This window comes from Sinorhizobium arboris LMG 14919, from assembly GCF_000427465.1.
Lineage (GTDB): Bacteria > Pseudomonadota > Alphaproteobacteria > Rhizobiales > Rhizobiaceae > Sinorhizobium > Sinorhizobium arboris.
Window position 1 is genome coordinate 829,558 of the sequence record NZ_ATYB01000014.1, and the last position, 13,812, is coordinate 843,369.

A 13,812-nucleotide genomic window follows, 5' to 3' on the forward strand; every position below is an offset into this window, starting at 1 on the left:
GNNGCGNNCTCNGCCGCCGCGACGTCCACGATATCAGTGGCGCCGGTCAACGACGCGCCGGTTGCGGCCGACGACACCGTCGTCACCGACGAGGATGTCCCGGTCACCTTCGATCCCCGGCTCAACGATACGGATGTGGACGGCGATCCGCTGACGATCGGCGCGATCAACGGGCAGCCGATCGCATCCGGCGGCAGTGTGGCGGTTGAAAGCGGAACGGTCACGCTCAATGCGAACGGCACGCTGACCTTCACGCCGAGTGCCAATTTCGTCGGCACGCCGAGCTTCACCTATACCGTGAACGACGGCGCGGGCGGCACGGATACGGCCGTCGTTCTATTGACCGTCAACCCGGTGAACGACGCCCCCGTTGCCAACGACGATACTGCCTCGACGGTTGAGAACACACCCGTCTCCGGCAACGTTCTTCACAACCTGGCCGGCCGCGACACGGACATCGACGGCGACACCCTGGTCGCCACCGCGGTGAACGGTTCCGGCGCGAATGTCGGCCCCGGGGTAACCGGCTCCGGCGGCGGTACCTTCGTGATCGGCGCGGACGGAAACTTCACCTTCGACCCGGGAACGGACTTCGATGACCTCAAGGCCGGCGAAACCCGCGCGACCAGTATCGAATATACCGTTTCCGACGGCAATGGCGGCACCGATACGGCGAGGCTGACGGTCGTCGTCGCCGGCGCCAACGATGCACCCACCGCAACGTCGCTTTCGCCGCGCAGCGACCCCGATGGTGCGGCGGTTTCCGTCGCGGCCGCGGACGCCTTCAGCGATGCGGACGGCGATCCGCTGAGCTACGTCGTCACCGGCCTGCCGCCGGGGCTCAGCTACGACGCGAGCACCGGCCTGATCAGCGGATCGATCGACCGCGGCGCGTCCGGATCGACGGGAACCAGCGTCTACAGCGTTACGGTCACGGCAAGCGACGGTAACGGCGGCACGGTTTCGCGCAGCTTCGACTGGACGGTCACGAACCCGCAACCGATTGCCCGCGACGACGCCTTCACGATAGACGAAGACTCGCCGCTCGCCGGACGGGTGCTCGCCGACAACGGCTCCGGCGCCGACAGCGATCCCGACGGCGATCCGCTTGCGGTCTCACTGGTCTCGGGCCCTGGCAACGGCACGCTCGTGCTGAACGCCGACGGCACCTTCAGCTACACGCCGACAGACGATTTCCATGGCACCGACAGCTTCGTCTACCGGATCGACGACGGCAATGGCGGAAGCTCCACCGCGACGGTGAGCATCGTCGTCAACCCGGTCAATGACGTGCCCTCCGGGACCGACAGGACCGTGACGATCGCCGAGGACGGGAGCTATGGCTTCAGCCTCGCCGACTTTGGTTTCAGCGACGCCGATACAGGCGATGCGCTGTCGAGCGTGACGATCACGACGCTGCCATCCAACGGCGTGCTCACGCTGAACGGGACCACGGTCGGCGCCGGCCAGGTCGTCAGTGCGGCTGAAATCGCACTGCTCGTCTTCACCCCCGACTTGAACGAGAACGGCGCTGACTACGCCTTCTTCACTTTCCAGGTTGGGGACGGCAGCGCCGCCGACCCGACGCCCAACACCTTCACCTTCAATGTCGATCCCGTGAACGACGCACCGGTCAACACCTTACCGGCGACCTTTGATGTAAAGGAGGATGCCGAGGTTCGTCTGACGGGCCTGTCGGTCTCCGATATCGATGCGGCAAACGGCCCGATCAGCGTGACGCTTTCCGTCAGCTCCGGCAGCCTGTCGGCCTCGCCGGCGGGCGGCGTGACGGTCTCCGGATCGGGCACGGACGCGATCGTGCTGCAGGGCACGCTCGCCGACATCAACGCCTATCTCGCCGGCGCTTCGGCACCCGTCTTCACACCGCTGCCGGACATGAGCGGCCCGGTCGCGCTGACGATGACGACGGACGACCGGGGCAACACCGGCTCCGGCGGCGCGTTGATCGATACGGACAATGCCGTGATCTTCGTCGCGCCGGTCAACGATGCGCCGGAGACGGGCAATGCCGCGCATAGGACGCCGGAAGACACGCCGGTTTCCGGCCGGGTCGTCGCGACCGATGTGGACGGCGATGCGCTGACCTTCAGCCTGACGAACGGTCCGGCCAACGGCACCGTGGTGGTCAATCCGGACGGGAGCTATCTCTATACGCCGGCACCCGACTTCAGCGGCGCCGATACGTTCGACATCCGCGTCGACGACGGTCACGGCGGCACCGCGACGGCGACCGTGACGGTCACCGTCACCCCGGTCAACGATGCGCCGGTAGGCCGGGATACGACCGTCTCCACGACCGAGGACACGCCGGCAAGCGGAAAGCTGCCGCCGGTGACGGATGTCGACGGCGATCGGCTGACCTATGGCGAAGGTTCTCCGCCGAGCCACGGCACCGTCACCATCGGCACGGACGGCAGCTATACCTACATACCGGATCCCGATTTCTCCGGAACCGACAGCTTCACCTATACCGTCACCGACGGGACGGAGACGGTCACCTACACGGTCACCGTCACCGTCGAGGCCGTGAACGATGCGCCCGTCGGAGCGGACGGTGCCGGCGAGACGGAGAAGGACAGGCCGCTGACGGGCAACTTGCCGTCTGCGACCGACGTGGACGGGGACCCGCTGACCTACGGCATCGGAAGCCAGCCGGACCACGGCACGGTCGAGATCGAGCCCGACGGGACGTTCACCTATACCCCCGCGCCGGGCTTCGTCGGCAGCGACAGCTTCACCTACACCGTCAGCGACGGGACTGTGACGGTGACCTACACGATGGCAATTGCGGTGAGCGATGAAACCGAACCGCCGCTTCTCGAACGCGATCCGTCCGACGATCTTCCCTTCGACGACGGCGCCGCCCTGCCTCCGGTCGCGATTGCAGTCGAGGGCGCCGTGCTGGACTCGATCGATGAGGCGAGCGCCCTGAGCGCGCAAGGTGTCATTGAGACGGCCGTCAACGGCATGCAGGGGCTGAACAGCCTCGGCAGCCTCGGCACCAACGGCATCGTCGGCAACGTCGTGGAGCGGATGGCCGCTTGGACCAGCTTCGGCCAGCTTGACGACGCCGATATCATCCGCATGGAAGACGTAGGATCGAGCGTCGCGGCGGCTGACGGGACCGGGGGCAGCGCCTGGTTCTCCGCCGACGCCTTCAAACGGGGGAACACGATCTACATCATGATTTCCGATGCACAGGCAAATGTCGACGAAATCCGCCTCATGCGTGCGGACGGGCGCGCCCTGCCCAACTGGCTCGCCATGACGCGCCAGGGCGTGGCCGTCGGCACGCCGCCCGCGGGAATGCCGTCCATCGAGCTGCGCGTCCAGGCGAGCGTCGGCGACACGGTGCTGAGCGACACGTTCCGCGTCGATCTGCTGACGGCCACCGTTCAGAATCATGTAGCCGAGCGGCGCGCGGATATTGGCGGCCCGCTGTTCTCGGATGCGCTGCAGACGGAGGCGACGCGTGCAAGCGGTGCGGCGGAGGACCTGGCAAGGGCATTGTCGCGAAGCTTCGAAGAATAAGCGCTTCCAGGAGATGCGCTACGGCCCCCTTCCGGAACGCGCCGCCCCTGCAAGTCACGGCAGGGAAAAATTCCGAGCGGGATGCTGATCCGGGAGAACTGCGCGATCAATTCTCAGGGTCTCGCGCCGAGGGCAAGCGGCAGGACACGGTCCGCAGGGCCCGCCGAAGCGTCGTCTCCGGAATTGCCGTTCGTCTTATGGTTAGCGTTCGGTTGATTTCCGTGCGTCAATTTTTTGTAAAATTCGAGAAAAATGCCGTTTCCGCAAGGGGTGCGATGCTTAACGAAAACCCAAGTTTACCAAGTGTTTGAACTTTGTTTGCGTCAAATTAAGCATGGATTTTAAGCGGCCATTGAAGGGCGTCGGCTATATTCACATCCATAAGACGAGCGGCGAACAAGCCGACGACAACCGGAAAGCGACGCCGCAGAAGACGGCGCGATTTCCCGGACAGCCCGTCAAGAGGCTCGATGAAACAGGGACCAGGAATACCAGCTGAAGCCGGGCTCGCCCTACGGGCGGGCCGCTTCGGTGGGCCGGAGCAATTCCAGGAAAATTGCGTAGCGGTTTTCCGTCCGGAGTTGCGGAAATGCTAGAACGAAAAAGACAGGGACAAGAAAATGGCACTCTTTAACATTGAGATCGTTTCGGATGACGCCATTGGCGGCGGCAACCGGGCCGACGCTTTGTGCGCGATGGGTCTTGCCTATGCGACCGGCCGCGGCAGGCCCGTCGACCTGGTGGCCGCGCATAAGTGGCTGAATATCGCCGCCATCAGGGGTTCGGACCGTGCCGCCGACCTGCGTGCCAGCCTCGCGGCCACGATGAGCAAGACGGACCTCGCCGCCGCGCTGCGCGCGGCACGCGAATGGATGACGATGCACTGATGCGTGGCTGAAGATGCGGCGGCCGCCGGTTCAGGCGGCAGCCAAACTCCTGATCACCTCCGGAAACGCGGCCGCAAGAAGCTCCATTTCCGCATCGGGCGCGGTGCTGATACGGATGCAGCGGTTAAGCGGCGCGACGCCGGGCATGCGGATGAAGATCCCGTGATCGCTCATCAGCCGATCAACGATCGACCGTGCGTAGATTGCATCCTTTCCGCAATCGACAGCCACGAAATTCGTGGCCGAGGGAAGGGGGACGAGCCCGCTATCGGCGGCAATGCGACCGATTCTTTGCCGTGAGTTCGCGATTTTGAGCGTGACTTCCTTCAGATAAGCCTGATCGGCCAAAGCGGCTATTGCTGCTGCCACGCCGATGCGGCTCATACCGAAATGATTGCGGATCTTGTCGAAGGCCTGAGCGGTCCCCGGCGTCGACAGCGTATAGCCGATGCGCGCGCCTGCCAGGCCGTAGGCCTTTGAAAAGGTGCGCGTGCGAATGACGTTGGGCTTGTCGATAAGGCTTTCGATCGGCGGGAGCGCCTCCCGCGGCGCCGTTTCGCAATAGGCTTCGTCGAGCACGAGGAGCGTCGTTTCCGGCAAGGCCTCCGCAAAGGCGACGACACGCTCGGCCGGCCACCAGCTTCCCATCGGATTGTCGGGATTGGCCAGATAGACGAGCGGCGCATTCTCACGATTCACGGCGGCGAGCAGTCCTTCGAGATCTTCCCGGTCGTCGGCATAGGGTACCGTGACCAGCTGCCCGCCATGACCCGCGACATGATAGTTGAAGGTCGGATAGCCTCCGAGAGAAGTCACGACCGGCGCCCCGGCCTCCACGACGAGCCGCACGATCTGTCCGAGAAGGCCGTCGATGCCCTCTCCGATGGCGATATTGGCGGGAGAGGTGCCGAGATGGCCGGCAAGCGCCTGCTTCAGGTCGTGATTCTCGGGATCGGCATATTTCCAGGTTTCGTCCGCCGCCTGCCGGATGGCCAGCAACACGGATGGTGCCGGACCGAATCCGCTCTCATTGGCGCCGATGCGCGCTGCGATCCGGCGGCCGCGCTGACGCTCGAGGGCTTCCGGGCCGACGAAGGGGACGGTGGCCGGCAGGGATTGGATGAGTGGCGTGAAACGTGAGAATGCGGACATGTTGAAAAATCGTGCTCCGTTCGCAAATGCCGGCGGAACTTATCGCATAAGAAGGGAAAGCGGAATCGATTAGGGCCAAGGAATCGCCGGAAGACGTGCGTCCGGGGCCGGCGTTTCTTCCCCAAGTTCGTCCAGCACGGCACGACTTCCTATATCCCGGTCGGGTGCGATCGCCCCGAAGCGGACGAAAATCGGATGATTTCCTGAAATCCGACAAAAAAATCTTGCATTGGAAACGCGGTGACACTAGTCAGGCGCTAACGGAGAGGTGGCCGAGTGGTCGAAGGCGCTCCCCTGCTAAGGGAGTATACCGGAAACGGTATCGAGGGTTCGAATCCCTTCTTCTCCGCCATTTTCCTTCTGTCCGACCCGGACACATAGGTAACACTTCGTACCTAAGACATGGGCGACGACCGCGTGGCGCAGGGTTGTCGATGTTTGCGGACATATCCGCGTTGCATGTGATTTCCTCCCAATCGGCGGAGCCATCACGTCCATTGGCGATCGGTCCAGCCGCAAGTCGCCCGTTCCCCCGTGGTCTCCGCTCAACCAGGCCGGTCCGGCTTGCCTGAACGCATTGCCGCAGTTGTCCTGCCTGGTGCGACTATCGGCAACGTTTCAACCTCGGCTCGCGACTCGGAGTGCAAAGTGTCCGTGTCGACTTCGCTGTCTCAGCTTGGATCGCGAAAGTGACTGTCGCGTTCGCTCCATCCGCCAAGGACGACAGGCGGCCGCAATCGGCTTCAGCGGCCGGAGGCTGCCGCGAATAACCTCCTACGGGTTCACCGATCTCGTTCTCGGGAGTAAAGCAGCCGCATAAGACCGGTCGACACGCTGCTTAGGACTGCTTTCCGGACGTAAGTTCATCTCGAAATATACCTTGGTTTATCTAGGACGTCTTGGGACTTGCAAAGTTCTTTCACACTGTCTTTCCATATCGATCGATTTCGATGCGAGATGAATGGTCCATTGTCGGGGAGGCAATCAGATGGAGCATAAAAATGAGGCAAGTTGAGGCGCCTGAGTGAGGCGCCTTATACTTCAGCCTATTACCGGAAGTCCGGGAGAAGTCGGCCGACGTTCGATGGCGAGCATTCGGGAACTTGCTCGGCGCGAAGGTGATAAGTGGTGGCGCCCAAGTTGGCGGGAAAACCTCGAGGATGCTGCCCTGATCCACGTTCGGTCCGGTATATCAAAGGGGGCGGTCAATGGCCTGAGGTCGCAACTTTGCGTGACCTGATGCAGCGAGGGCTAATCGAGGGCTGCCCCCTTTTCGAGCGCGTTTGTTTGCATCCTGCCAATATGTGCCTCTGAACGCCTGCAGAGGGGGTTTTACACTGGTGCGCTGAAATGCGACCTATATGCAATTGTCGCTGGCCCCGATCCGACGGCCTTTGCACAGGTGACCCGAACCTGTCCGCCTGCCGTCGGCAGGAGTCCTTGCCGACTCGCGAATCTCTGTGTGCTGATTCTGCCCAGAATCGCCCGAGGTGCACCTGGACTACGACGTGACGGCGCATAAAAGGACCAGACTCGCGGGAGGCTCTTGCCGGGTTTTCACCCCGTTTCGGGCCATTTTCTGCCCCTTTCCGAAACAGATGGCAGGGCGATGCCTCGCGCTAACCCCTCGTTGCTAAAGGATTTTCTTAACGCTTTGTTAATTCCCTCGGGCCGTCTGGGGCGATTTTGTGTCGTTTCAGCAACAGGGATCAGGGAAGGGCAGGGCAAAGGAGTCGATCTGGTAAGTTGGTCGTTGCGCGCCCCACCCGGTTTTGTATTTTCAACTCCGGAAGCAAGGGCGGTTGATCGTCCGACTTCTTGAACGTTGGGGATGGGGCAGGGAACGCTGTCCTTCAGCAAAAAAACCCAGACCCGTTTGAAACTTTTGACTGGAGGTCAGAAATGAACATCAAGAGCCTTCTTCTCGGCTCCGCTGCTGCTCTCGCAGCAGTTTCCGGCGCCCAGGCTGCCGACGCCATCGTCGCTGCCGAGCCGGAGCCCATGGAATACGTCCGCGTCTGCGACGCTTTCGGCACGGGCTACTTCTACATCCCGGGCACGGAAACCTGCCTCAAGCTCAGCGGCTTCATCCGCGTTCAGGGCTCGTTCAGCCGTGACGCTGTTACCAGCCGTGACGACAACGGCGGCACGTCCGATTGGGATATGTTCTCCCGCGCTTACATCGCGTTTGACGCCAAGAGCGACACCGAGTTCGGCACGCTCACCGGCTTCTTCGCCGCTGAGTTCAACGCCGACAACGACACCGACGACGGCGACAGCTTCATCGACGTCGACGAAGCCTACATCCAGCTCGGCGGCTTCAAGGCCGGCTTCTTCTACAGCTGGTGGGATAAGGGTCTGAACGGCGAAACCGACACGCTCGGCAACTTCACCGAATTCAACTCGCTCGCTTACATCTATGATGGCGGCACCTTCCAGGCCGGTATCTCGGTCGACGAACTCGAAGGCGCAACGACGAAGGACAACGGTGTCGGCGTTACCGGTATCGTCTCCGCTACGCTCGGCGGCGTTGCTTTCGACTTGCTCGGCAGCTTCGACACCGAAGCCGAAGAAGGCGCGATCCGCGCCCTGCTCTCCGCAGACCTCGGCCCGGGCACGTTCCAGCTCGCTGGTATCTGGGCATCCGAAACGAACGCCTACTGGGATGCTTCCGAGTGGACCGTTGCAGCGTCCTACCGCTTCAACGTGAACGACAAGTTCGCCATCACCCCCGGCGCTCAGTACTTCGGTAACGTGAACGAGAACAACAACTTCGGCAACGACGATGCATGGCGCGTTGGTATCACGACCGACTACCAGATCACCGAAGGTCTCGCTACCCGCTTCACGATCAACTATGAAGATCAGGACAACGGCGACGAAGAAGTCTTCGGCTTCCTCCGCCTGCAGCGTGACTTCTAATCTGACCTGACCTCGGTCAGTGGAAGGAAAGCCCGGCTCAAAGCCGGGCTTTCTCTTTTTGGACTATTGCCAGGGGGGCAGCGCGCCGCTGCCGGCGCTTATGCGCCATTACTTGAGATGGCGCTCGAGTACAGGCACGCACATATCGAGGTCATGGGAGGCCAGATGCGCGTAGCGCATCGTCATCTCGAGCGTCTGGTGGCCGAGCCACATCTGAACCCGTCTGAGATCGATTCCGCCTCTGACCAGGCGTGAGGCGCAGGTGTGCCGCAGAATGTGGGGAACGAGATCGTCTTCGTTGCCGAGGCCCGCATCCACTTTAGCGGCGTTCCAGACAGCGCGGTATTTTTGCTGATCGATTCTGGAAAAGGGACCGGGGGACCTGTCCGCGACGCGTTTCAATGCGTCTTTTGCTCTCACGGTAAGCGGAACTGTGCGGCTGCGGCCCGATTTCGTGACCCAGAATGTCGCCCGGCCCTCGTGAACATCATTCCATTTGAGGGCGACGGCTTCGCCCAGCCGAGCACCGGTATCCACCAGAAATATCGAGAGGTACAGATAGAGTTCCGATCGGCTGGCGATTTCGCGGAACAGGACCTCTTCTTCTTCGGCCTCCAGGAAGCGCAGGCGCCCCGCCTTCTCCTTTTGGCGTTTGAATTCCGGCAGATTGTGGATGTCCCCCATCTTGTACGCTTTCCGCAGCAACTTCCCCAGCGCCGCCATCTTCCTGTTGATGGTCGCGTTGCTGTTGCCGCGCTTGCGTAGCGCCCCTATGAGGCCGTCGAGCAGTTCCTGCGAGAAGGCGGAGAAACGGGCACCGAGCAAGATCTCGTCGAGCTCTCCGATGAAGGCCTTCACATTGTATTTGTGCTTGCCTTCGTCCCACAGGATGTCGGCATAGCGCTGAAGCAACTCGGCAAGCGTGGCCTCCTTTACCACGCCGATCGGCCCTTGCCGGCCGAAAGTATAGTTGACCTCATATCCCGAACCCATGTCCGGGAAACCGAGATCATTTACCCGTTTTTCAGCGTCCGACGTCACGTTTGCCGTTTCCTTCCCATTCTCCGTGAACGAGCCAAGAAACCACTGGCGATGAAACCAGTGCTTATAGTCAAACAATCTCAACGCCTTTACGGCGCGTTTTGCGTTGCAGTACAGCAACAGCCCGCAACCCAACGTGTGAGCTGCGGGCTTTCTTTTACCTGACTAGGTCAGATTAGAAGTTCCGCTGCAGGCGAAGGAAACCGCTGACGGAATCCGGTGCATTGCTCGGGTCCGTGTAGTTGATCGCGAAGCGGGTAGCGAGACCTTCCGTGATGTCGTAGTCGGCGGTAAGGCCGACACGCCACTGGTCCGCATCATTGTCGAAGCGGCCGCCGATCTTGTCGCCTTCGTTCAGAGCGCCCCAGTATTGAGCGCCGGGCGTGATCGCAAGCTTATCGCTCACATTGAAGCGGTAAGAGGCGGCAACGGCCCACTCCGAGTCATGCCAGTACGCGTTCGGACCGGATGCCCAGATGCCGGCGATCTGGAAGGTGCCCGGACCGGCATCCGCGGAGAGCAGGGCACGCACCGCGCCTTCTTCCCATTCCGTGTCGTAGCTGCCGAGCAGGTCGAAGGTCACGCCGCCGAGCGAAGCCGAAACGATGCCTTCGACACCGACGCCATTCGGCTTGGTCGAAGTACCCTCGAGTTCATCCACAGCAACGCCGGCCTGGAACGAGCCGCCGTCATAGGTATAGCGGATTGAGTTGAACTCGGTATTCTCACCGATCAGGTCGGTTTCACCGTTCAGGCCCTTATCCCACCAGCTGTAGAAGAAGCCGGCCCGGAAGCCGCCGAGCTCGATATAGGCTTCGTCGACGTTGATGTGGCTGTCGCCGTCCGCGGACGCGTCAGTATCGGCATTGAACTCGGAAGCGAAGAAGCCGGTGAGCGTGCCGTACTCGGTATCGCTCTTGGCGTCGAACGAGATGTAAGCGCGGGAAAACACGTCCCAATCGGAGGTGCCTTTCTTACCGTAGCCGGTCAAATGATTGACCTTGTCACGCCCGTAGTCGCCCTGAACGCGGATATAGCCGCCGATCTTGAGGCAGGTTTCCGTGCCCGGGATGTAGAAGTAGCCCGTACCGAAAGCGTCGCAGACGCGGACATATTCCATAGGCTCCGGCTCTGCAGCGACGATGGCGTCGGCAGCCTGGGCGCCGGAGACTGCCGCCATAGCGGCAGCCGAGCCGAGAAGAAGGCTCTTGATATTCATTTCTGACCTCCAGTCAGGCGTGGGATAATAATCCTATGACTGGGCAGCCAGGAGAGAAGGGCGGGTGCTCGAGCCGAGCCCGTCGACGGAACGTGCTGTGGCTTCCAAGGTTGCGGATGGAAATCACGCCGGCGAAGGGGAATCCGATGACGAGCCACCGGTCGCCGCATCCGGAACGGCCCCAGGAATGACGGGCTGACGATGCTGGCAACCCGCGAAGGGAGGGGCGCACGGCTCCTCCCTTCAATTCGCGCCGCCGTTCGGAGGCGCCGAGTTCATCAGCTATAGGGCGAATAGCACTGGCGCCGCGGGCCGTTATAGGGCTGATACGTATTGTCCCAGGCCCGGTACGAGCGATAACGCGAGTAGCACCATTCGACATGTGCATTACCGCCGCCGTAATATCGCGGAGCCGCATATCTCGGTTGGCTCAGCAAGCCGCCGACGATCGCCCCGGCAGCCAGGCCACCGAAGAAAGCGCCGAGATCATCGTCATCGTCGTCCCGGTAATAACGGCGGTGGTGGTAACGGTTGCCGTAATGGCGGTTCCCGCGATAACCGCGCCAGTAGCCCATCCGCCGGCATTCCACGCCCCGGCAGCGGCCCTTTCGAGCTTCCCCGCGCTCGTAGGGAAACTGCGCCAACTGCACGTCGGCGGCCAGCGGCTTCGGCGCCGGAACGAGCGGAAACGCTTCTGCCGGCGGAACGCTGCTCATAGCCGTGGCCAGCGACAGGGCAACAATTGCTAAGGTCTTCATTGGCCTCACCATTTCCTCTCAGGAGAAAATAAATCCCTTCCAGGGGAAAATGGCCGAAATCCTGTTTTGTGCCGGGGCGGCCAGCCGATCACGATGATGTGATCCTCTTACAGCGGAGCTGCCGCGAGGGCAGGTCGCAGCCGGGTTTGGGCTGCCCGGTCGCATGGACCGAGGCTCAGGGCAAGACACGTCCCAATCTCAAATCCGCAACGATATCCGAATTTTGTCCCAGGCGGGACTTATAAACCTGGTAGTTCTCCATCACCCGCTGGACATAGTTGCGCGTCTCCTCGAAGGGGATGCGTTCGATCCAGTCCACGACCTCGTCGATGGGTTTGCCGCGCGGATCGCCATAGCGGGCGAGCCATTGCGGAACGCGACCTGGGCCGGCATTGTAGGCTATGAAGGTGAGAATGTAGGAACCGCCGAAGCTGTCGATCTGCTCGCCGAGATAATGGGCTCCAAGTGTCGCGTTATAGCCGGCGTCGCTGGTCAGGCGGTCCTTGGAATAGGCGAGGCCATAGCGGCTTGCGACGCCTTTGGCTGTGCCGGGCAGAAGCTGCAGAAGGCCCCGGGCATTCGCCACCGAAACCGCGGCCGGGTTGAAGGCGCTTTCCTGGCGGGCAATGGCATAGGCGAGCGCCTTGCCGGCGCCGTCGATGTCCGCGCTCGGCGGAATGACCCCGATCGGAAAGGCAAGGGCAGCCACCTCGATGCCGCGGCCGAAGGCGATCTTGCCGATCTGCAGCGACAGCTGGTGATTGCCCGCCTTCTCGGCCCGCTCCGTCAGGATCGCAAGTTCGCCGGGGCTGGTCAGTTCCTCGGCAAGCGCCCGATAAAGACTGTCGGCGCGCCAGCCATGGCCGGCGGCTTCGAGCCGGCCGATCGCCTTGACGGCTTCGCGGCCTTCCAACCGGATGCGGTCTTCCTGAGTAGGTGAGGGGTAGCTCATGTCGAGCTTCGCCTGGCCTAGGCGTGCCGCGGCGAGTTGTCCGTAGAAGGTCGCCGGATAGCGCGCCGCATTGGTGAAATATTCGCGCGCGTCGCCGGGGCCGCCCGCTTCGGCCGCGCGGCCCAGCCAGTACCAGGCGCGCGAGGCGGAGACAGGCCTGCTCGATGCCTCGAGAATCCTGCGGAAGTGCTGCGCCGCCTTCTCGGGCTCCTCGAGGCCGCGAAGCGCATACCAGCCCGCGTGGAATTCCGCGTCCACGCGGTCCGCAGCGCGCTTTGCCGCATGGTTGGCGGCGATGCGGTAGGCGCCTCGGAAATCGCCGCCGTCGAGCAGACCGCGGCTGACGATGCGCTGTTCGACCCACCATTCTCCGGGGTTGACCAGAGCGCTGTCGTCCTTCGGCATCTGGTCGAGAAGCCGGGCCGCCTCGGCATATTTCTGCTGCTTGCGCAAATGTTCGATGCGAATGAAGAGATAGGCGGGATTGCTGCGCCAGGAAGCGTCCACCGCTTCTATGAGCGAAGCCGCGTTGCTGGCGCCGCGGGTGACTGCGGCCCAGGCGCGGAACAGCGACTGCGCCTTGCCGAGGTCGCTGAACCGCTCGGCCTGGTCTATACGGGCGCGGTAGAGAAGCATCTCCATCCGCCGCCTGTGATCCTCCGTCGTCAGGAGATTGGAAAACTCGGAAAGGATCTTCGTTTCGGTGTCCTTGTCCAAGGCTTCGCTCAGCCAGAACGCGCGCAGCTGCGCGGCGGCCGCCGGCCGCTGCCCTTGTGCTGCAAGCGCGCGTGCAAGGACGATCGCCCCTTCAGCCGTTTCGGGCTGAGTTGCGCCGAAGGCTGCAATCACATCGGCGGCCGGCGCGTTTTCCCGATAAAGAGCCCTTTCCGAATGGGAGCGCAGCGATTTGAGGCCTGGCCAGCCCTGGAGCTCCCGCTGCGCTTCGGCAATGTCGTAGGAGGGAATGCCTCTCTGTCCGGAAACGGCGATCGCCCAGGCAAGGATATGCCGATCGAGCGTTCCCGCGGGCATGCCGTCGCGAATGGCGATCGCCTTTTCCGGCTGCCGATCGGAGAGGGCATCCAGCCCGCTTTTCAGATTGCCGCTGATCGCCGCAGTGCCCGGCAGGGGATTTGCGGATTCGCCGGTGGCGGGGCTGCCGATCTTGCCGGCAGCATCCGGTTTGCTCGTCGGTATCGGTATCCGGCCCTCGGCTGCGTCAGCCGAAAAAGCCAGCATCCCCGCACCGATTATGGCGGCGACCGGCAGAAAGACTGTTCCGCGCATCAAGAGCCCTGTCGTCCCCCATCCCTCAACTTCAATTGCCGC

At 62.4% G+C, this 13,812-nt stretch carries 8 protein-coding genes and 1 tRNA gene (1 of these 9 only partly in view); 4 read left to right on the top strand and 5 right to left on the bottom strand.

The window, feature by feature from the left end:
• Nucleotides 1–3,552, top strand: partial view of a tandem-95 repeat protein gene (locus SINAR_RS0115040; protein WP_441004998.1) — the 3' end only. The gene continues 9,234 nt to the left of window position 1, outside the view; only the last 3,552 of its 12,786 coding nucleotides appear in the window; its start codon lies beyond the left edge, outside the window; its stop codon occupies nt 3,550–3,552.
• Nucleotides 3,553–4,172: 620 nt separating this feature from the next.
• Nucleotides 4,173–4,439: an SEL1-like repeat protein gene (locus SINAR_RS0115050; protein ID WP_027999871.1), complete on the top strand. Its 267-nt coding sequence runs from the start codon at nt 4,173–4,175 to the stop codon at nt 4,437–4,439.
• Between the two features lie 30 nt (nt 4,440–4,469).
• On the opposite strand, the gene SINAR_RS0115055 is transcribed toward SINAR_RS0115050, so the two are convergent.
• The gene (locus SINAR_RS0115055) at nt 4,470–5,591 is read right to left on the bottom strand and encodes a pyridoxal phosphate-dependent aminotransferase (RefSeq protein WP_027999872.1); all 1,122 of its coding nucleotides are present in this window, start codon (nt 5,589–5,591) and stop codon (nt 4,470–4,472) included.
• 262 nt (nt 5,592–5,853) lie between these two features.
• Here SINAR_RS0115055 and SINAR_RS0115060 point away from each other — a divergent pair.
• Nucleotides 5,854–5,943, top strand: a tRNA-Ser gene (locus SINAR_RS0115060).
• Between the two features lie 1,550 nt (nt 5,944–7,493).
• A complete protein-coding gene (locus SINAR_RS0115065) occupies nt 7,494–8,513 on the top strand; it encodes a porin (protein WP_027999873.1) in 1,020 nt (339 codons plus the stop codon).
• A gap of 108 nt (nt 8,514–8,621) precedes the next feature.
• Here the strand turns inward: SINAR_RS0115065 and SINAR_RS0115070 are convergent, their stop codons facing one another.
• The 4 genes from SINAR_RS0115070 to SINAR_RS0115085 form a co-directional block, all read right to left on the bottom strand.
• Nucleotides 8,622–9,689, bottom strand: coding sequence for a tyrosine-type recombinase/integrase (locus SINAR_RS0115070; protein ID WP_027999874.1), 1,068 nt, complete (start codon nt 9,687–9,689; stop codon nt 8,622–8,624).
• Between the two features lie 40 nt (nt 9,690–9,729).
• Entirely contained in the window at nt 9,730–10,773 is a 1,044-nt protein-coding gene (locus SINAR_RS0115075; protein WP_027999875.1) for a porin, read from the bottom strand.
• A 278-nt stretch (nt 10,774–11,051) separates the two neighbouring features.
• Nucleotides 11,052–11,543 carry a BA14K family protein gene (locus SINAR_RS0115080; protein WP_027999876.1) on the bottom strand — a complete coding sequence of 164 codons (492 nt, stop codon included), beginning with the start codon at nt 11,541–11,543 and terminating at the stop codon, nt 11,052–11,054.
• Nucleotides 11,544–11,706: 163 nt separating this feature from the next.
• Nucleotides 11,707–13,770 (bottom strand): lytic transglycosylase domain-containing protein, encoded by a 2,064-nt coding sequence (locus tag SINAR_RS0115085; RefSeq protein ID WP_027999877.1) that lies wholly within the window; start codon nt 13,768–13,770, stop codon nt 11,707–11,709.
• Nucleotides 13,771–13,812: the final 42 nt, after the last annotated feature.

Bases quoted from the DNA above. Each gene is read 5' to 3' on its own strand.
- SINAR_RS0115050 (WP_027999871.1), top strand. From the start codon at position 4,173: ATGGCACTCTTTAACATTGAGATCGTTTCGGATGACGCCATTGGCGGC.
- SINAR_RS0115055 (WP_027999872.1), bottom strand. From the start codon at position 5,591: ATGTCCGCATTCTCACGTTTCACGCCACTCATCCAATCCCTGCCGGCC.
- SINAR_RS0115065 (WP_027999873.1), top strand. From the start codon at position 7,494: ATGAACATCAAGAGCCTTCTTCTCGGCTCCGCTGCTGCTCTCGCAGCA.
- SINAR_RS0115075 (WP_027999875.1), bottom strand. From the start codon at position 10,773: ATGAATATCAAGAGCCTTCTTCTCGGCTCGGCTGCCGCTATGGCGGCA.
- SINAR_RS0115080 (WP_027999876.1), bottom strand. From the start codon at position 11,543: ATGGTGAGGCCAATGAAGACCTTAGCAATTGTTGCCCTGTCGCTGGCC.
- SINAR_RS0115085 (WP_027999877.1), bottom strand. From the start codon at position 13,770: ATGCGCGGAACAGTCTTTCTGCCGGTCGCCGCCATAATCGGTGCGGGG.